The sequence below is a fragment of the Tsukamurella sp. II2bb genome (assembly GCF_057815145.1).
This window is the reverse complement of the sequence record NZ_JBYPZI010000005.1, coordinates 39,229-57,684: the sequence shown is the minus strand read 5'-3', so window position 1 is coordinate 57,684 and position 18,456 is coordinate 39,229. Positions and strand designations below refer to the sequence as shown.

Annotated in this window: 18 protein-coding genes; 6 read left to right on the top strand and 12 right to left on the bottom strand. The window is 70.7% G+C overall.

Features of this window, described 5'->3' with window-relative positions:
- Complete coding sequence (locus AC21LY_RS12655) at positions 1-1,251, bottom strand: RNA polymerase sigma factor (protein WP_489046838.1); 1,251 nt, start codon at positions 1,249-1,251, stop codon at positions 1-3.
- Entirely contained in the window at positions 1,248-1,610 is a 363-nt protein-coding gene (locus AC21LY_RS12650) for a YciI family protein (RefSeq protein WP_489046836.1), read from the bottom strand. The genes AC21LY_RS12655 and AC21LY_RS12650 overlap by 4 nt, the downstream gene beginning before the upstream one ends.
- Positions 1,611-1,798: 188 nt before the next feature.
- Between AC21LY_RS12650 and AC21LY_RS12645 the strand changes: the two genes are divergently transcribed.
- Positions 1,799-2,221, top strand: coding sequence for a DUF6069 family protein (locus AC21LY_RS12645; RefSeq protein ID WP_489046835.1), 423 nt, complete (start codon positions 1,799-1,801; stop codon positions 2,219-2,221).
- A gap of 17 nt (positions 2,222-2,238) precedes the next feature.
- Entirely contained in the window at positions 2,239-3,906 is a 1,668-nt protein-coding gene (locus AC21LY_RS12640) for a DNA repair helicase XPB (RefSeq protein ID WP_489046834.1), read from the top strand.
- A gap of 9 nt (positions 3,907-3,915) precedes the next feature.
- Here AC21LY_RS12640 and AC21LY_RS12635 read toward each other — a convergent pair whose 3' ends face one another.
- From AC21LY_RS12635 to AC21LY_RS12625, 3 genes are all read right to left on the bottom strand, one after another.
- Positions 3,916-5,148 carry an HNH endonuclease gene (locus tag AC21LY_RS12635; protein WP_489046833.1) on the bottom strand — a complete coding sequence of 411 codons (1,233 nt, stop codon included), beginning with the start codon at positions 5,146-5,148 and terminating at the stop codon, positions 3,916-3,918.
- Between the two features lie 104 nt (positions 5,149-5,252).
- Positions 5,253-5,531, bottom strand: a complete 279-nt coding sequence (locus tag AC21LY_RS12630; protein WP_489046832.1) for a hypothetical protein — start codon at positions 5,529-5,531, stop codon at positions 5,253-5,255.
- A gap of 155 nt (positions 5,532-5,686) precedes the next feature.
- Positions 5,687-6,994 (bottom strand): phytoene desaturase family protein, encoded by a 1,308-nt coding sequence (locus AC21LY_RS12625; RefSeq protein ID WP_489046831.1) that lies wholly within the window; start codon positions 6,992-6,994, stop codon positions 5,687-5,689.
- Positions 6,995-7,032: 38 nt separating this feature from the next.
- Here AC21LY_RS12625 and AC21LY_RS12620 point away from each other — a divergent pair, with 38 nt between their 5' ends.
- Positions 7,033-8,235, top strand: a complete 1,203-nt coding sequence (locus AC21LY_RS12620) for a pyridoxal phosphate-dependent aminotransferase (protein ID WP_489046830.1) — start codon at positions 7,033-7,035, stop codon at positions 8,233-8,235.
- On the opposite strand, the gene AC21LY_RS12615 is transcribed toward AC21LY_RS12620, so the two are convergent.
- On the bottom strand, positions 8,178-9,164 hold the full coding sequence (locus AC21LY_RS12615; RefSeq protein WP_489046829.1) for an LLM class F420-dependent oxidoreductase: 987 nt from the start codon (positions 9,162-9,164) through the stop codon (positions 8,178-8,180). The two genes, AC21LY_RS12620 and AC21LY_RS12615, sit on opposite strands and share 58 nt — an antisense overlap.
- A 59-nt stretch (positions 9,165-9,223) precedes the next feature.
- On the opposite strand from AC21LY_RS12615, the gene AC21LY_RS12610 reads away from it, so the two are divergent.
- Both AC21LY_RS12610 and AC21LY_RS12605 read left to right on the top strand, forming a co-directional pair.
- The gene (locus tag AC21LY_RS12610; protein WP_489046828.1) at positions 9,224-9,805 is read left to right on the top strand and encodes an alpha-ketoglutarate-dependent dioxygenase AlkB; all 582 of its coding nucleotides are present in this window, start codon (positions 9,224-9,226) and stop codon (positions 9,803-9,805) included.
- Between the two features lie 35 nt (positions 9,806-9,840).
- The gene (locus AC21LY_RS12605) at positions 9,841-10,566 is read left to right on the top strand and encodes a GntR family transcriptional regulator (protein WP_489046827.1); all 726 of its coding nucleotides are present in this window, start codon (positions 9,841-9,843) and stop codon (positions 10,564-10,566) included.
- Between the two features lie 27 nt (positions 10,567-10,593).
- Here the strand turns inward: AC21LY_RS12605 and AC21LY_RS12600 are convergent, their stop codons facing one another.
- The 4 genes from AC21LY_RS12600 to murQ all read right to left on the bottom strand — a co-directional run bounded on the left by AC21LY_RS12600 (position 10,594) and on the right by murQ (position 15,141).
- A complete protein-coding gene (locus AC21LY_RS12600) occupies positions 10,594-11,610 on the bottom strand; it encodes an AurF N-oxygenase family protein (RefSeq protein WP_489046825.1) in 1,017 nt (338 codons plus the stop codon).
- A 69-nt stretch (positions 11,611-11,679) separates the two neighbouring features.
- Positions 11,680-12,717 (bottom strand): MupG family TIM beta-alpha barrel fold protein, encoded by a 1,038-nt coding sequence (locus tag AC21LY_RS12595; protein WP_489046824.1) that lies wholly within the window; start codon positions 12,715-12,717, stop codon positions 11,680-11,682.
- A 21-nt stretch (positions 12,718-12,738) separates the two neighbouring features.
- The gene (locus tag AC21LY_RS12590) at positions 12,739-14,220 is read right to left on the bottom strand and encodes a PTS transporter subunit EIIC (protein ID WP_489046823.1); all 1,482 of its coding nucleotides are present in this window, start codon (positions 14,218-14,220) and stop codon (positions 12,739-12,741) included.
- Positions 14,221-14,241: 21 nt separating this feature from the next.
- Positions 14,242-15,141, bottom strand: coding sequence for an N-acetylmuramic acid 6-phosphate etherase (gene murQ, locus AC21LY_RS12585; protein ID WP_489046822.1), 900 nt, complete (start codon positions 15,139-15,141; stop codon positions 14,242-14,244).
- Positions 15,142-15,251: 110 nt separating this feature from the next.
- Here murQ and AC21LY_RS12580 point away from each other — a divergent pair, with 110 nt between their 5' ends.
- Positions 15,252-16,124: a MurR/RpiR family transcriptional regulator gene (locus tag AC21LY_RS12580; RefSeq protein ID WP_489046821.1), complete on the top strand. Its 873-nt coding sequence runs from the start codon at positions 15,252-15,254 to the stop codon at positions 16,122-16,124.
- A gap of 54 nt (positions 16,125-16,178) precedes the next feature.
- On the opposite strand, the gene AC21LY_RS12575 is transcribed toward AC21LY_RS12580, so the two are convergent.
- Entirely contained in the window at positions 16,179-17,000 is an 822-nt protein-coding gene (locus tag AC21LY_RS12575; RefSeq protein ID WP_489046819.1) for an Abi-alpha family protein, read from the bottom strand.
- Between the two features lie 6 nt (positions 17,001-17,006).
- Positions 17,007-18,281, bottom strand: coding sequence for a hypothetical protein (locus AC21LY_RS12570; protein WP_489046818.1), 1,275 nt, complete (start codon positions 18,279-18,281; stop codon positions 17,007-17,009).
- Positions 18,282-18,456: the final 175 nt, after the last annotated feature.

The window sequence follows — 18,456 nt, the reverse complement described above, 5'->3', positions numbered from 1 at the left end:
TCACACCAGCTCCCCGCGCTTGCGGGTGAGGTAGGCGCGCTCGGCGGCGTTGTTCGTCACCGCGAGTGCGGCGTCGTACTCGTCCTTGGCCTCGGCGGTGCGCCCGAGCTCGCGCAGCAGGTGGGCGCGGGTGGCGTGCCAGGGATGGTAGCCGTCCAGCGGCAGCGGATCCACGAGGGCGAGCGCCACCGCCGGACCGTCGAGCTCGGCGACCGCGATCGCCCGGTTCAGCCGCACGATCGGCGACGGGTCGATGGCGAGCAGCTGGTCGTAGAGGGAAACCACCTGCGCGTAGTCGACGGTGCCGGCGCTCAGGGCGTCGGTGTGGACAGCATTGACCGCGGCGAGGATCTGGTACCTGCCGGGCCGGTTCACGACGAGGCATTCCCGGACGAGCCGGTGCCCCTCCGCGATGGCCGCGCGGTCCCAGCCGGCGCGGTCCTGCTCGGCCAGCGGCACCAGCTGCCCGCCCCGCACCCGCGCCGCGCGCCGCGCCTCGGTGAGCAGCATGAGCGCGAGCAGGCCGGTGACCTCGGGATCGGCGGGCAGCAGCGCGCGGACCAGGCGCGTCAGCCGGATCGCTTCCCCGGTCAGCTCCGCGCGGATCGGCGCGCCGTCGCCGCTGGCCAGGTAGCCCTCGTTGAAGACGAGGAAGAGCACCGTCAGCACCCCGTCGACGCGGTCGGGCAGGTCGGCGATGGCGGGCACCCGGTACGGGATGCGGGCGGCGGCGATCTTCTTCTTGGCGCGCGTGATGCGCTGCCCCATGGTGGTCTCGGCGACGAGGAAGGCGCGGGCTATCTCGGGCACCGTCAGGCCGCCCAGCAGGCGGAGGGTCAGCGCGACCCGCGCCTCCAGTGCGAGCGCCGGGTGACAGCAGGTGAAGATCAGCCGCAGCCGGTCGTCCTCGACCGCGCCGGTGGGCTCGGGATCGGAGTCGTCGTGGATCATCTCGGCCGCCCTGTGCTTGGCGTCGCGCTGGTTCTCCCGCCGGATCCGGTCGATCGCGCGGTTGCCCGCGGTCGTGGTGAGCCAGGCGCCGGGATTCGGCGGGATCCCCGACTCGGGCCACTTCTCGAGCGCGGCGAGGATCGCCTCGCCCGCGGCCTCCTCGGCGACGGTGATGTCGCCGAAGCGGCGGACGAGCGAGGCGATGACCCGGCCGTACTCCTCGCGGAAGACCTGCTCGAGAGCAGCGCGACCGTCACCCTTCGGCCCGCTCGCTCCGCTCCCGGCGCCGGCGTCGGTCACGCCGTCCCTTCGAAGGCCCGGACCTCGACGACGCCGCCGCAGGCCTTCGAGCCCTCGGCCGCGAGCCGCAGCGCGACGTCGAGATCGGGGGCGTCGATCACCCAGAAGCCGCCGATCAGCTCCTTGGATTCCAGGTAGGGGCCGTCGGTGATGACGGGCTTGTCGCCCCGGCCGTCGACGACGGTGGCGGTGGTCCCCTCGGCGAGGCCGCCGGCGAAGACCCAGTAGCCGTCGTTCTTGAGCTCCTGGTTGAAGGCGTCGGTCCGGGCGAACGCCTCCTCCATCGCCTCCTTGGAGCCGTAGTCCCCGAACTCGTTCCGCTCGACGGGTCCGTGCACGGAGAGCAGGTAGTGCGTCATGGGAGTTCCTTCCGATCGCGGGCGGCCCCGGTGGCCGCCCTTCACCATCACTACGAACGCAGGTGTACGGATACGACACCATCCCCGGAAATTCTTCGCAGCACCGATGTCGAAATCGGCCGAGGCCGTTCGTGGAAGGGGTAGGACGCGCCCGCCCGGGCACCGTCACCCCTGATGAGGAGCACGCCATGACCGCCACCGCCACCACCCCCGCACCCGTCCGCACCGACCGCCTGCCCGTGTGGAAGCACGGTCTGGGCGCCGCTGTCGCCGCGTCCGTCGCCACCAGCGCGATCGCCGCCGTCGCCTCGGGCGCCGGCGTCACCTTCGCCGGGCCCGACGGTGCCGCCATCCCCCTGCTCGGCTTCACCCAGCTCACCATGATCTTCTCGCTGATCGCCGTCGGTATCGCGGCGGTGCTGGCGCGCCGCGCCCGCCATCCCCGCTCGACCTTCGTCCGGACGTGCGTCGCGCTGCTCGTGCTGTCCTGCGTGCCGGATCTGACCTTCGGCTTCGACGCCGCGTCCGCCGCATGCCTCATCCTCACCCACGTCGCCGCCGCCGCGATCGTGGTCCCCGTCCTCGCGCACCGTCTCTCCTCGGCTCGCTGACGCGGCACAATGGATGGATGACCGACGGACCCCTCATCGTCCAGTCCGACAAGACCCTGCTGCTAGAGGTCGACCACGAGCTGGCCGATGCAGCCCGCGCCGCGATCGCGCCCTTCGCCGAGCTCGAGCGCGCGCCCGAGCACGTGCACACCTACCGGGTGACGCCGCTGGCGCTGTGGAACGCGCGCGCCGCGGGGCACGACGCCGAGCAGGTGGTCGACGCCCTCGTCAGCTTCTCCCGCTACCCGGTGCCGCAGCCGCTGCTCGTCGACGTGGTCGACACGATGAGCCGCTACGGCCGGCTGCAGCTGGTGAAGAGCCCCGTGCACGGCCTCACCCTGGTCTCGCTGGACCGCGCGGTGCTGGAGGAAGTGCTCCGGCACAAGAAGATCGCCCCGATGGTGGGCGCCCGCATCGACGACGACACCGTCGTGGTGCACCCGTCCGAGCGCGGTCACCTCAAGCAACTCCTGCTCAAGGTCGGCTGGCCCGCGGAGGACCTGGCCGGCTACGTGGACGGCGAGTCGCACCCGATCGCGCTGGACACCGAGACCGAGCCGTGGGAGCTGCGCGACTACCAGAGGACCGCGGCGGACTCGTTCTGGCTGGGCGGCTCCGGCGTCGTCGTCCTCCCCTGCGGCGCGGGCAAGACGATGGTCGGCGCGGCGGCGATGGCCCGGGCGCAGGCCACCACGCTGATCCTGGTGACGAACACCGTCGCGGGGCGGCAGTGGAAGCGGGAGCTCCTGGCCCGCACCTCGCTCACCGAGGAGGAGATCGGCGAGTACTCGGGCGAGAAGAAGGAGATCCGCCCGGTCACCATCGCCACCTATCAGGTGCTCACGCGGAAATCGAAGGGCGAGTACAAGAACCTCGACCTGTTCGACTCCCGCGACTGGGGCCTGATGATCTACGACGAGGTGCACCTGCTGCCCGCCCCGGTCTTCCGGATGACGGCCGACCTGCAGTCCCGGCGGCGGCTGGGCCTGACGGCGACGCTGGTGCGCGAGGACGGCCGCGAGGGCGACGTCTTCTCCCTGATCGGCCCAAAGCGGTACGACGCCCCGTGGAAGGACATCGAGGCGCAGGGCTGGATCGCTCCGGCGGACTGCGTCGAGGTGCGGGTGACGCTCACCGAGAACCAGCGCATGCAGTACGCCACCGCGGAGCCCGACGAGCGGTACCAGATGTGCTCCACCGCGCCCACGAAGGTCGCCGTGGTGAAGTCGATCCTGGAGCGGCACAAGGGCGCGCCGACGCTGGTGATCGGCGCCTACCTGGATCAGCTGGAAGAGCTGGGCCGCGAGCTCGACGCCCCCGTCATCACCGGCTCCGTGAAGAACAAGGAGCGCGAGGCGCTGTTCGACCGCTTCCGCGCGGGCGAGATCTCCACGTTGGTGGTGAGCAAGGTCGCGAACTTCTCCATCGACCTGCCGGAAGCCTCGGTGGCCGTGCAGGTCTCGGGCACATTCGGATCGCGGCAGGAGGAGGCGCAGCGCCTCGGCCGTCTCCTGCGCCCCAAGCACGACGGTGGCACGGCCCACTTCTACTCCGTCGTCTCACGCGACACCCTCGACGCCGACTACGCCGCACACCGCCAGCGCTTCCTCGCCGAACAGGGCTACGCCTACCGCATCGTCGACGCCGACGACCTCCTCGGCCCCGCCATCGGCGAGGCGAACTGAATCCTCACCTCACGCCGCCTGGTTCGGGGCGGTGGATCGATGACGGTGTCCGGTGGGGGTTCGGATCTCGACGGTGTGCCGTCCGGATTCGTCGTCAACGGTTGCGCTGCGCCAGCCGGGGGCTTCCTTGGCGTAGTTGCACGCCGCGCACAGCCCCTGCCCGTTGTCCAGGCTGGTCGCGCCGCCCTTCGCATGAGCGACGACGTGATCGGTGTGCGCGATCGGCGCGTCGCAGTACGGAGTGCGGCAGTACCGATCCCGCACCCGGATCAGATCGGCCAGTCCGTCGGGGAAGAGCCGCTGCCGCGAGTCCATCGCCACCACGGCCCCGCTCTCGGGGGCGACGAACAGTCGCCGGACCCAGGCGACGCCGGCGGCGGTCGCCCTGCCGACGAGGTTGCGGGCGATCTCGGCGGGCATGACCCCGCCGCCGTCGAGGTGCGCGGTGCCGGGGCGGTCCCCGAGGAGCACCGTGGCGGGGACGGTGATGTTGACGGTGACCGGCAGGCCGTCTGCGGCGTCCCGTCCGGTGAGCCGAGCAAAGGCCGTGTCCGCCATGATCTGCGGTCGCGTCCGCAGTTCCTGATCGTGGCCGACCAGCGCGTCAGCGTGTTTGCGGAGCCCGGCATAGGCGCCGACGGCCTGCGCCATCGGCAACAGCAGCGACAGGCGGGCCATGCCCTCCGGCCGCGGCCGCACCGTGACGGTGCGATCCTTCTCCGCCGCGGCGTTGCGGTCCACCGTTGCCTGCGCATCGAGCCGGTAGGCGATCTGCTCGACCTTCCCCGCGAGCTGTTTGAGCCCCAGCCCCGCCAACACAGCCGGATCCGAGCACAGCAGTTCGTCGGCGCGCTGCCGGTCCGCGGTATCCAGATGCGACAGACCACCCAGGAGAGTCGGTATCGACTCCGGTGACAGATCACCGTCGTAGAGCCGGGCGCGGGTGTGCGGCATGTGCCTCTCCAGCTCCACCGCCCGCGCCACGAACCGTGCGGCGGTGTTCGGGGAGATGTGCAGGGCGAGCGCGACCTCCGCAGCGACGCCCTGCTGCCACCGATCCTGCGGCACACCCGCCGCGACCCGCTCACACACCCGCTGGCGGAGCAGGTCCGCGGCGATCGCGTACTGTTCGACCGCCAACCGACAGCGCCGGATCTCACTCGAACGCAACCGCTCCACCACGTCCGCGCCCACTGCACCATCGGGAGGCGGATAGTCTTCTACTGCAATGTCTTCTTCCATACCAGGACGCTACCCGGACCCACTGACAAGTTTTCGAATAATTCGATAGTATCGAACATACGTCGATCGCCGGGCACGTCCGTTCCGCGGACACGGACCGCTAATCACAACTCCTCGGGACAGCGTCCCGGGATATCGGAGACGTCGTCGGCCTCGCCGACGGCATCGATCGGCCGGCAGGGGCACCAGCCGCCCCGCGTCACCGGCGGCCGGGCCCGGCCCGCCACGACGGAGCCGTGCAGCGTCCCGTCGGCACCCCAGTGCAGGATGTCGTGCGTCCACGGCTCGAGCATGATCTGGTGCCGCTCGTACATCTCGATGTGTGTGCGGCGATACTCGCCGAAGCGCGCCGCCAGCCGCGTGAGGTGGTCATGGAATCGCATCGGTCACCCGCCTTTTCATCGGATCGAGATTCGTTGCCCTCGATCCTCCGCGACCGTCGGCGAGAGATCCAGCGAGTATTTCTACCGCCATCCGGTGGCGTTACTGAACGGTTACCCGGGCGCGGCGTCCACCCGCCCGACGCAGCCCCGCTGACCTACAGCGACCGCAGCACGGACCTCGCCGCGTGCCACCCGACCATCCCGTGCACGCCGGGAGCACCCGCGGCGGAGGAGCACAGGAAGACGCGATCGGTGAGCCGGTAGGGATCGACCAGGCGGGGCCTGCGTATCAACTGCTCGGGCACCGCCGACCCCGCCGCGATGTCACCGCCGACGAGGTTCGCGTCCGCCGCCTCCAGGCCCGCCGGCCCCACCGACCGCACCTCGATGATGCGCTCCCGCACGCCCGGCGCGTGCCGCTCCACCTCGGCGACGATCGACTCGGTGAGATCTCCGGGAAAACCATTGGGGCAATGGGCGTACATCGACACGGGCACCAGATCGCCGGCGCAGCGCGACGGATCCGCCAGGTACTGCTGCGACAGGATCATCACGGGCCGTTCCGGCATCCGGCCCCGGTTCACCATCAGTTCCTTGGCCGCGATCTCCCGCGCCGTGCCGCCCAGGTGGACGAAGGCGGACCGTCGGAGTTCCTCATGCACCCAGGGGATTCCGCCGTCCAGGACCAGGTCCACCTTGAACGCCGCGGGGCCGAACCGCCACTGTCGCACGCGACGCCGCAGCCACCGGGGCGCGCGCTCGCCGAGTAGCTCGCACGCGGCGGGCAGGCCGGTGTCGAGCACGACCACGTCGGCGTCCGGCAGCGCCGTGACCCGCTCGCCGGTGCGCAGCCGCCCGCCGTGCGCCGTCACGATGCCGGCCAGGGCATCGATGATCCGCTGCGAGCCACCGATCGGCACCGACCAGGGCCGCACGCCCGCGAGGAGGTATCCGAGCGAGGAGGTCATCGGCAGGTGCTGCGGGACGATGCCGTGCGCCGCGATCCCGGCGAAGACGGCGCCGCCGACCCGGCCGAGAGTGGCGGCGGTGGCGGAGGCGGGCAGCAGGAACCTCGGGCCCCAGCGCAGGGCCGCCTCCGGGTACCGCGGCATGTCGGTCAGCGGCCCGAAGAAGGCCGGCATCACCGCGGACCCGCAGTCCGGCACGTCCGCGAGAGTGCCCACGGCGTCGGACGGATCCGCCGAGAGCGGGTGCGCCACGTCGATCTCCGCCGTCCCCCACTCGATCCGCACACCGACGTCCCGGAACGCCGGCGAGGCGTACGCGAGGGGATGCCCCGTCGAGAACCGATCGACGACGGTGCCCCGCAGCGAGTCCGATCGGCACGCGCCGCCGAGGCTGGTGGAGGCCTCGAGCACCGTCACCTCCAGGCCCGCACGGGCCAGGGACGCGGCGGCGGTGAGCCCGTTCGGTCCGGAACCGACGACGACGGCGGAGGTCATGCCACCACGGTAACCGCGCCGGCCACTAGGCTGCGGGCATGCGCACCGTCCGACGCCTGCAGCCCTTCACGTCGACGATCTTCGCCGAGATCTCGGCCCTCGCCACCGAGACCGGCGCCGTGAACCTCGGCCAGGGCTTCCCCGACACCGACGGGCCCGCGGGGATGCTGGAGGCCGCGAAGCGTGCGATCGACGGCGGCCTCAACCAGTACCCGCCCGGCGACGGTCTGCCGGAGCTGCGCCGCGCCGTGTCCGCCCAGGTGGAGCGGGAGTACGGCCTGCGCTACGACCCGGACGGCGAGGTGCTGGTCACCGTCGGCGCCTCCGAAGGCATCGCCGCGGCGGTCCTGGGCCTGGTCGAGCCCGGGCAGGAGGTGATCCTGATCGAGCCCTTCTACGACTCCTACGCCGCGACCGTGGCGATGGCCGGCGCGCGCCGCGTCGTCGTGCCGCTCGTCGAGGCCGGAGGCCGGTACGCGCTCGATCCCGCGATGCTGCGCGGCGCGGTCACGGAGCGGACCGCCGCGATCATCGTCAACTCCCCGCACAACCCGACGGGCACGGTGCTCTCGGACGACGATCTGCAGCTCATCGCCGACGTCTGCGTGGAGCGCGACCTCCTCTGCTTCACCGACGAGGTCTACGAGTACCTGCTCTTCGACGGCCGTGTCCACCGCCCGCTCGCCACGTTCGAGGGCATGCGCGAGCGCACGGTCCGGATCTCCGGCGCCGCCAAGGCCTTCAACGTCACGGGCTGGAAGGTCGGCTGGATCACCGCTCCCCGCGAACTGGCCGACGCCTGCCGGGCCGCGAAGCAGTGGCTCACCTTCACGGGCGCGGCGCCCCTGCAGTACGCGGTCGCGCACGCCCTCGAGAACGAGACCTCGTGGCTCGAGAAGCTCGCGCCCGACCTGCAGGCGGGGCGCGACCTGCTGACCGCGGCCCTGCGTGAGACCGGGTTCACCGTGCACCCCTCGGAGGGCACGTACTTCGTCGTCGCCGACGCCCGCGGTCTCGGTTTCGACGATGCCGGCGCCCTCTGCCGGGAGCTGCCGGCGCGGATCGGCGTGGCCGCGGTGCCCGTGGGCGCCCTCGCCGACGACCAGGCCCGATGGGGTCACCTGCTGCGCTTCGCCTTCGCCAAGCGCGAGCACGTCCTCACCGAGGGCGCCCGCCGGCTGCGTCAGCTGAACGCGGGGATCACCTCGCGCTCGAACAGCTCGAGCCCCGACGTGTCGTAGGCGATCTCGGGGAAGTAGCAGATGGCGTAGGTCATCCCCTCGGCCTCGAGACGTTTGAGGTTGGCCACGATGTCGCCCGGGGTGCCGACTCCCGGCATGCCGAGGAAGCTGCCCATCGTGGCGTCGACCGCCTCCTCCGGCGCGTGCTCGAGCAGCCGGTTGCGGGTCTCGTCGAGCCGGGTCTGCACGTCGCGCGCGGCCTCGCCGATCGCGATGTTGTAGTTCGCCGAGCGCGTGATGGCGTCGAAGTCGGTGCCCACGTCGGCGCAGTGGCGCCGCAGCACCTCCGACTTGTGGGCGAAGCCCTCGAAGGTTCCGTCGAAGTTGGTGTACTGCGCGTACTTCGCCGCGATCCGCAGCGTCTTGCGCTCGCCGCCGCCCGCGATCCACAGCGGGATGCCGCCGTCCTGCAGCGGCCGGGGCTCGCAGATCGCACCGTCGACCTGGTAGTACCTGCCGTCCAGGCTAGAGATCCCGTCGCGCCAGGCCTGCCGCAGGATCTGCACGCCCTCGTCGAGCCGGCCCAGCCGCTCGCCCGCCGACGGGAAGCCGTACCCGTACGCCCGCCACTCGTGCTCGTACCAGCCGCCGCCGATGCCCATCTGCGTGCGGCCGCCGGAGATCAGGTCGACGGTGGCGGCCACCTTGGCCAGGTAGGCCGGGTTGCGGTAGCTCATCGCGGTGCACATCTGCCCGAGCTTCACGCGGCTCGTCGTCGCGGCGAGGGCCGCCATGAGCGTCCACGCCTCGTGCGTGGCCTCGCGGCTCGGGACCGGGGTGGTGTGGAAGTGGTCGTAGACCCACACCGAGTCCCAGGGGCCGGAATCGGCCCGCTGCGCGAGGCCGTTCATGACGGACCAGTGGTCCGCCGGATCGATGCCGACGAGGTCGAAGCGCCAGCCTTGCGGGAGGAAGAGTCCGAATCGCACGTCTCAACCCTACGGAGTCGCGCGGAACGTGTCAGTGGGTCGCCGTATCGTCGGCGGTGATGCAGGATTCGCTGTTCGAGGTGTCCGGGCACCGTCGGGATCTGTCCGACGGTGCGTGGCTCGACGTGCGTACCGGGTGGCAGTCCGGGGCCGACGAGTTGTTCGCGGCGCTCCAGCGGGACGTGCCGTGGGTCGAGGAGCGGCGCCGGATGTACGAGCGGACGCTGCCCGTCCCGCGCCTGCTGCGGTACTACGACACGGGCGCCGCCCTCCCCCATCCCGCGCTCGGCGCGGCGATGGCCGAGCTGACGGAGCTGTACTGGGACGATCTGCACGAGCCCTTCACGTCGGTCGGCCTGTGCCTGTACCGCGACGGCGCGGATTCGGTGGCCTGGCACGGTGACACGATCGGCCGCGGGGCCACGCACGACACGATCGTCGCCATCGTCTCCCTGGGCGCCACCCGCCCGTTCCTGTTGCGGCCGCGCGGCGGCGGCGCCAGCACGAAGCTCTCGATCGGCCACGGTGACCTGCTGGCCATGGGCGGCTCCGCCCAGCGCACCTGGGAGCACGCGGTGCCCAAGGTGCCGCACGCCGGGCCGCGGATCAGCGTGCAATTCCGGGTGGCGGGCGTGAGGTAGCCACTGGTCATGACCTGGTGTGACAAGATGGGTCGATGATCTCGGACGGCCCGATTCCGAAGCATGAGCAGTTGCGGGCGCTCCTGGAGCAGCGCTGCACGGCCGATCTCGCGCCGGGCGCGGCGCTGCCCAGCGAGCGGCAGCTGTGCGAGGAGTACGGGGTCTCCCGGATCACGGTGCGCGAGGCCCTGCGCCAGCTCGTCGCGGGGGGCACGCTGGTCCGGATCCGCGGCAAGGGCACCTTCGTCGCGGAGCGGCCCGCGCGATCGCGCCTGCACCTCGCGTCCTTTCACGAGGACATGCGCCGCCTCGGCCGCGACCCGTCCACCGTGGTCCTGACGACGGAGCTGCGGGTGCCGCCACCGTCGACCACCTCCGCGCTGCAGATCCGCGCGGCCGACAAGGCCTACCACGTCAAACGCCTGCGCCTGGCCGACGGTGTGCCGATCTCCGTGGACGACGCCTGGTACCCCCGCGCCGTCGCGCCGGGGCTGGACACGCACGACCTGACGCAGTCGATCTACCAGCTACTGCGCACCGAGTACGGGCACGCGATCGACCGCGCCGAGCAGTCCATCGGGGCGGTCTCCTCCGACGGCGAGCTGGCCCGCGTTCTGGGCGTCCCGACAGGGACCCCACTCCTCGCCTTCGACCGCGTCTCCTTCTCCGGCACCACGCGGGTCGAGCACAGCTACTCCTGGTACCGCTCCGATCGCTACCAGGTGCAGATGACCGTCACCGAGGCCGCCGAGTCGCACTGACACCCGGCGCCGCCGGGCACCGCACCGTCAGACGGCCTCGTACTGCGGCTCCCCGCGGAACCGCGACGCACGGCCACCGATCCCGAGGGCCGACCAGACCCGGCGGGAGACCGGGTTCATCAGGCCCACCCGCTCGGCCAGCGCGCGCACGTCGCCGAAGACCTCGGCGCGCATGCGGCGGGTCGCCGGATCGCGCCAGAAGATCTCCTTGCGCACCTCGTCGGGCACATCGAAGGTCTCCCAGAACTGCTTGGGCGGCACCATGATCACGTTGTTGAGCGACCACATCACCAGCGGCGTGACGATCGAGAGGATCCCGCGCTGCGCCCGGCTCATCTTCGGCACCTGATACTCCAGGAGCTGATGCGCGAAGGAGATGTGCCGGGCCTCCTCGGCCACGTGGATCGCGATGATCGCGGTCATCGCCGGGTGCTGCGTGTCCGCCGCACGCAGTTGGTGCTTCTGCATGTGGTCGATCGGCTCCTCGCCGCCGAGCACGCCGACGAAGAAGCCGGGCGGCGCCCAGACCGCGGCGCGGGTCAGGCGCGGCATGACCGTGCGGAACCAGCGCGGCGCGCCGGGCACCGTCTGCCCCGTCCGGTTGACGAACTCCTGGAACATCAGGGTGTGGTTGCACTCCTCGCGCGCCTCGTGCGTGGCGTAGCGGAACTCCGGGGAGCCGTTGCGCTGCACGAAGGAGTACTGCATGAGCGCGGCGATGAGCACCTGCTCGAACTGCAGTCCGGCCTTAACCAGATTCGCCTGGCGCCAGATGCCCATGGCGATCCGCTTCTCCAGCGGCTGGGCCCGGTACCACGGGCTGCGACCGATGTAGTCGAGCTCCGGGTGGAGCACCCAGCGCGGGTCCTTCTGGTCGATCGCGAGCTCCGGGGAGTCCCAGGCGATGTCCAGATAGGGGTCGAAGTTGCGCGCCACCGAGGCGTCCGACAGATCCGACAGGGTGCGGTGGAAATCGGCACGCGCAGCGCTGATCCGCGCGCCGTCGGCGCCGGTATCGGTACCGGCGTGAGCTACGTCGACCATGATCACCTCGCGAGATAGACACTCTGATGAGAACTGTCTACCACATGCCCCGGCCCGCACGCAGCGCGACTACGCGGGTGCGACCACGAACCGCATGGTGTCCCCCGGGCGGAGCACGTCCACGAGATCGGCGTACGGTCCCGCGATCTCGGCCACCCTGACCTGCGACGGTGTCAGCGGCAGGTCGGTGCGCATCAGATGCACCTCGCCCCGGTACCGCCCCATCGCGGCGACGTCCACCTGCAGGCTGCCCCGTGCGCGCCGCGTGCCGTTGACGGCGCCGGGCGGCACCGGGCCGCCGCGCGTGCCCTCGATTCGGTGCGACGCCGCGGCGCCCTCCACGCGCAACCGGAGCGGGCCGTCGAGCAGATGTCGCATCGCCGCGGGCACGGAGGCGAGCGGCACCACGATCTCGCCGTGCCGCTCGCGGTGGTCGATCCACTCCTCGTGCTGCGGCAGCACCGTCCCCTCGGCGCAGGCGATCCGCGTGTCCGGGCAGGCCGCGAGGGCGCGCGCGTGGTTGACGTAGGCGTTCGCGTGCCGATGCGCTTCGAGGGTCGGCAGCCCGAGGTGCAGCGGCGCCCGGAAGTCGCACTCGCCCGGGATGAAGGTCACCACGTCGAGTCCCCGCGCGCGGAGCAGCGCGTTCTGCGCCGCGAAGAACTCCTCGGTCAGGCCCGTCTCGGGCCGGGGGTAGTAGTTGTGCCAGCCCTCGACGTCCAGCCCGGCGAGCCGGTCCAGCTCGTCGGCGGTGACGGTGCTGGCGTTGACCGCGATCCGGAAGGGCCCGGCGGCCGCGATCTCCCGCACCTCCTCCGGCGAGAAGCCGAAGTCGATCCGCACCGTCGTCACTCCCCACTGCCGGAGCATCCCGAGGCCCCGCAGGTCCACGCCCAGCAGGGCGAGGGCCTGTGGCGAGACGTCCGCGCAGAACTCGACGCCGAACTCGCGGTGATGACTCGCGAGCTCCGCCCCGAACTCCCGCAGCCCCGCACTCTCCGGGATGTGCAGCGAGGTGAACACCAGTGGCCGGCCGGCGCGCGCGGCCGCGCGGATCACCCTGGTGCGCAGCGCCGGATCGTCCGTGGGGTAGAGCGAGTACAACATGATCGTCCTCCGGTTCCGCGCTCAGGCGAGACGCGATTCCATGCTCTGTTTGAAGCCGAACAGGTAGGTCAGGACGAATCCGGACAGCGCCCCGATCGCGATGCCGCCGAGGTACCACAGCCACCCGCCCGCCGAGATCACGCCGGTCATCAGGACCCCCGACAGGCCGATCGTCTGGGCGCCGAAGCCGCCGCTGACCTCCATCCCCCAGGCCACGAAGGCTCCACCGAAGCCCGCGCCGAGACAGGCCGTGATGAACGGATAGAACAGCGGTAGCGAGACGCCGTAGATGAGCGGTTCGCCGATGCCGACGAGACCGAGCGGCAAGGCGCCCTTGATGATCCGCTTGAGCTTGGGGTTGCGGGTCTTGAGCCAGATCGCGATCGCGGCACCGTCCTGGCCCGCGCCGGCCATGGCGAGGATGGGCAGCAGCGGCGTGTAGCCGAGATCGGCGATCAGTTGCACGTGCACCGGCGTCAGCCCGTGGTGCAGGCCGAGCATCACCAGCGGCAGGAACAACGCCGACATCAGGAAGCCGCCGAAGACGCCGCCCTGCTTGAGCGCGAAATCGACGAGGAGCCAGGTGACCCCGCGCATCACGAGGGCCGCGGCGGGCATGATCACGAGCAGGCTCACCGCGGCGCCCACCAGCACGGTGATCACCGGCACCAGGAACAGGTCGAGACTCGCGGGCAGCATCTTGCGCAGGCGCTTCTCGATCGCCGCGAAGAGGCACGCGGTGGCCATCACGCCGATCACGCCACCGAGCCCCGGACTCAGCTGCCCGATGCCGGGGATCGTGAGCGGCACCGCCGCGGCGCCCGTCTTGGGGTTCGCCGCGATGCCCGCAAGTGCGGGCAGGTACGGCAGGCCGCCGGCGATGAAACCGAGCACCGGCGAGCCGCCGAACTCCTTGGCGGTGTTCATACCGACGATCAGGTTCAGGCTGCCGATGAGGAGGGTGCCCATGCCCGCGAACACCAGGAACCACGGGTTCGCCGTCACCGACGGGTCGATCAGCTTCCAGATGTTGGCGATCGCCGCGATGATGCCGCAGGCGATGAACCCGGGGAAGAGCGGGACGAAGATGTTGCCCACGTGCTTGAGCGCGACCTGCAGCCGGCTCGTCTGGCGCGCCTTGACCTTGGCCTGCGTGCGGGCGGCGAGGGAGTCCAGCTCCTCCTCGCGCAGGTCCTCGGCGACCTTCTCGTCGGCGACCACGACGTCGGCCTCCGATCCCGACTCCGCGGCCCGCGCCGCGTCGACGACGTCGCCGAAGACCTCCCGCAGTCGTTCGGCGTGCCCGGGTCCGACGACCACCTGGAGCTGGGGGCCTTCGACGACGCCGTGGACCCCGTCGAGGGCCTTGATCCCGGCGGCGTCCACGGCCGCCTGGTCCTCGACGTTGACCCGCAGGCGGGTCATGCAGTTGGTGTGCGAGGCGACGTTGCCCGGGCCACCCACGAGCCGCAGGATCTCCTCGCCGAGTTCGGTGTAGTTCATCTGTGCAGTCCTTCCTGCGGATCAGGATTCGGTGGAGCGGATGGCGGTGCGGACGAAGCCGTCCGCCGCGGCGAGCCGCTCGCGCGCGGTCTCCGCGTCGACGTCGGCGAGGATCATCACGATCGCGGTCTTGGCGTGACCGCCGGCCGCGGCGGAGGCCGCGCGGGCGGCGTCGTCGTCGCATCCCGTGGCCTCCCGGATGATGCGGACCACGCGGTCCGCGAGCTTGACGTTGCTGGGCGCCACGTCGACCATCAGGTTCGAGAAGGCCTTGCCGGTGCGCACCATCGAGGCCGTCGAGATCATGTTGAGCACCAGCTTCTGGCTGGTGCCGGCCTTGAGCCGGGTGGAGCCGGTGAGCACCTCGGGCCCGTTGTCGATCTCGATCGCGACCTGCGCGTGGGCGGAGACCGCCGAGCCCGGATTGCAGGACAGGGCCACCGTCGACGCCCCGACCGTGCGCGCGTGGTCCAGGCCCCCGATGACGTACGGGGTCCGGCCGGAGGCCGCGATGCCCACCACCACGTCGTCCGCGGTGAGATCGAGTGCGGCGAGATCGTCGCGTCCGCGTTCGGCGGAGTCCTCGGCGCCCTCCTCGGACCGGAACATGGCCGCATCGCCGCCGGCCAGGACGCCGACGACCATGCCGGGCGGTACGCCGAAGGTCGGGGGGCACTCGACCGCGTCGAGCACGCCGAGCCGGCCGCTGGTCCCGGCACCCAGGTAGATCAGGCGGCCCCCGGCGCGCAGCGCCGTCACCACGAGGTCGACGGTGCGCTCGACCTCGGGGAGGACGCGGCGCACCGCGTCGGGGACGAGGCGGTCCTCGTCGTTCATGACCGTGAGCAGTTGCTCGACGGTCAGCTCATCGAGGTCCATGGTCCGGCTGTTCCGGCTCTCCGTGGTGGTCATCTCGCGCATGTCGTCCTTTCCGCCGCGATGTGTCGAAAGATTACACAACATCGCGTGTCTAGGAAGATTTTTTTCAAAACTGGCTGTGGGATACTCGCCGAGACGCCGGAGGGGGCACTGTGGACGGGACCATCGACCGCATACGTTCCGTCGTGCCGACCTTGCGCCCGGCGGAGGCCAAGATCGCCGCGGCGGTGATCGACGATCCGGAGCGCGCGGTCGCCGCCACGATCACCGAGCTGGCGGAGGCCGCCGGCGCATCACAGGCCAGCGTCGTCCGGTTCGCCCGCGCGCTCGGCTTCGGCGGGTACCCCGATCTGCGCATCGCCCTGGCGCAGGAGCTCTCCCGGCGCCAGGTCGAGCTGGAGCGGTCCGATATCGCCGAGGGGACGATCAACGACGCGGACGATCTGGCCGGCGTCGTCGCCAAGATCGCCTTCCACGAGGCCCGCTCCCTCGAACAGACCGCGCGGCTGATCGACCACGAGGCCCTCGAGACCGTGGCGCAGGCGATCGCCGAGCACGGGCGGTGTCACGCCTTCGGCGTCGGCGCCAGCGGCCTCGCCGCGCTCGACCTGTCGCAGAAGCTGCAGCGCATCGGCCTGTCCTGCCAGTACTCCCCGGACACGCACATGCAGCTGGTGCACGCCTCGCTCGCGACCCCCGACTCCGTCGCCGTCGCCGTCTCCTTCAGCGGGACCACCGTCGAGGTGCATCGCGCCCTGACCCTCGCGACGCAGCGCGGCGCGCTCGGCGTCGCCGTGACGAACGCCCCCGGATCGCCGCTCGGGCAGGTCGCCGACGAGATCCTGCTCACCGTCGCGCAGGAATCCCCGCTGCGGGCGGCCGCCCTCGCCAGTCGCCTCACCCAGCTCGCGGTGGTGGACTTCCTGTTCATCCGCATCGCGCAGCTCCGCTACGGCGACCTGGAGTCGGCGCTGGCGATCACCCGGGAGGCGGTGCTCCCCCAGCACCTGCCGCCGGCGGACTGAGCCGTGCCTGAGGCGGACTGAGCCGTGCCGCCGGCGGACTGAGCCGCCGGGGCGCTAGCTCGAGAAACCCACCGACGGGGAGAAGCAGGTGCTGTAGAAGTCGCGGCCGAAGGGCGTGATCTCGATCCGGCGGCGGACGGACTTCGCGTATCTGCCCGCGCTGGTGAGCGCGTCGATGACCTGCGGCTGCACCTGGAGCAGCTCGTACCGGCGCACCTCCACCTGCTCCTTCGAGAACCAGATCAGGCCGAGGCGATGCAGGTTGCCCAGGTAGGCGGCGATCCGGTCGGGGTTCCGGCACCCGGCGACCTCGGGGATCATCGAGACGCCCGCGGCCACCGTCTCCGCGCCCACGCCGAACGGACGGTTCGTGCGCACGTCGATGGCGGGCTGCGCACCGTCGGTGAAGAGCAGCCGCAGGATGCGGGCCTCGTCGGGGCACAGCTCCTTCAGGATGTGCTCGTACGCGGGATGCGGCGCCTGCGCGGCGGCGGGCTCCGCCGACTGCGCGAGCAGGCGGTCGCCCATCCGGCGCAGATCGTCGGCCGTGGTGACGGGCTCGGGCTCGCGCTCGTCGACCTCGTCGACGACCTCGCCGTGGACGACGACGCGCGGCGCGACCTCGCTGGTCAGAGCGACGTCCACGAGGTGACCGGCCTCGCTCACGAACTGCTGGGTGAGGCGCTGCGCCGAACCGCCGAGCTCCCGGGTCACGCTGAACGCGGAGTTCGACACCCGGCCGAGCCTGCCCAGCAGGCCGCCCTGCCCCGGCTTCTGCTGCGCGGCGACCTCGCCGCCCTCGCGGACCGCGAGTTCCCGGGTCTCCTCGACCGCATCGCCACCTGCGCCCGCTGCGGGACCGGACTTGCTACTCACGTCTTCTCACACCCCGAATATCGCTAGATGGAGGAACCCGGCGAACGAGCCGAGCACCGCACCGTGCAAGAAGAGTAGCCACTCGTCCTGTTTGATCGCCGACCGGAGCAGCTCGCTGATGTCCTCCGGGCTGAGTTTGCTCATCCGTTCCGTCACGAACGTCCGCACCTTCGCCTGCTGCGAGGCGACGAAGGTCGGCTCGGTGACCGTCGCCTCGGCGAGCTTGAGCGCCTCGACGCCGGCCAGCTGGGGCACGCGCTCGTACGCCTCACTGCCGACGGAGAGTTTGACGAAACCGCGGGCCCACCCCGCCGCGTTGTCGATCGACTCGCGCAGGACCGATTCGACGGTGGCGCGGGTCCGGTCCGACCGCGGGCCGTGCAGCAACTCGTCGCAGATGTTCTCGATGGTGATCACCTTGTCGGCCATGACCAACGCGTACTGCTCGCCGATCTCCTTCTGCCGCTTGAGGAACAGGCCCTGTTTCCACGGCACCCACCAGGTGGGATGGATGGGCTCGAAGATCATGAGGATGCCGATGTAATTGACCACGTAGCCGATGACGACCCCGCCCAGCGGCAGCAGCCACCAGTACGGGAAGAAGTGCAGCAGCGCGACCAGCAGGAAACCCATCGGGAACCCGAAGTAGAAACCGAAGTTCTGCATGAACACGAGCTCTTTGCGGCCCATGTTGTAGAAGATGTCTTTGAGGACCTTCGGATTCGCTGTCAGATAACGGATCACGAGGAGTTTGGCGTCGATGTAGTCGTCGATGTTCTCGCCGATGGTCGAGGTGACCTTCCGGACGTCCTTCGGCAGGGACGCGGAGACGCGACGGTAGACGAGGAGCTTGACGTCCTCGGGCAGCGAGTACCACAGGCGCGGGTTCTCGCGCTGCATCACCGACTCGACGATGGACGGGATCATCGGCAGCGACGCCCGGGTGAGCACCTCCGAGACGTTCTCCGGGTCCATGACCTCGTAGAACTCGGCGATGCTGCCCACCTTGTTGAGCGACTTGTCGACGGCGATGCTCGCCATCTTCTCCGCCCGCGACGGGACGATCCCCTGCCACCCCACCCGGCCGTCGGGCTGGATGGCGGGGATGACCTGGACGCGCCGCGGGAGGAGCGGATAGAGCGTGGCCATACCGGGCACCTTGATGCCGTAGAACCGCTTGGGCTCGAACAGCATGAGAATGCCGGTCCAGTTCGTGATGTAGCCGATGATGCCGGTGAACAGCGGGATGGAGATGAGGTGCGAGATCAGGTGCGCGTCCATCGACCGCACCCCCCGTCGACGCTTCTCGCCGAACTCACCACGCGCCCTCCATCTCCGCCCTCGCGGACCCGAATCATTCGTCCTACGAATGGTTCACGATCGTCGACCCGACACCATTCGCGCTCACAGTACTCAACGAGATGAGAGGATTACCTCTCCATTCGATCACTGTGAC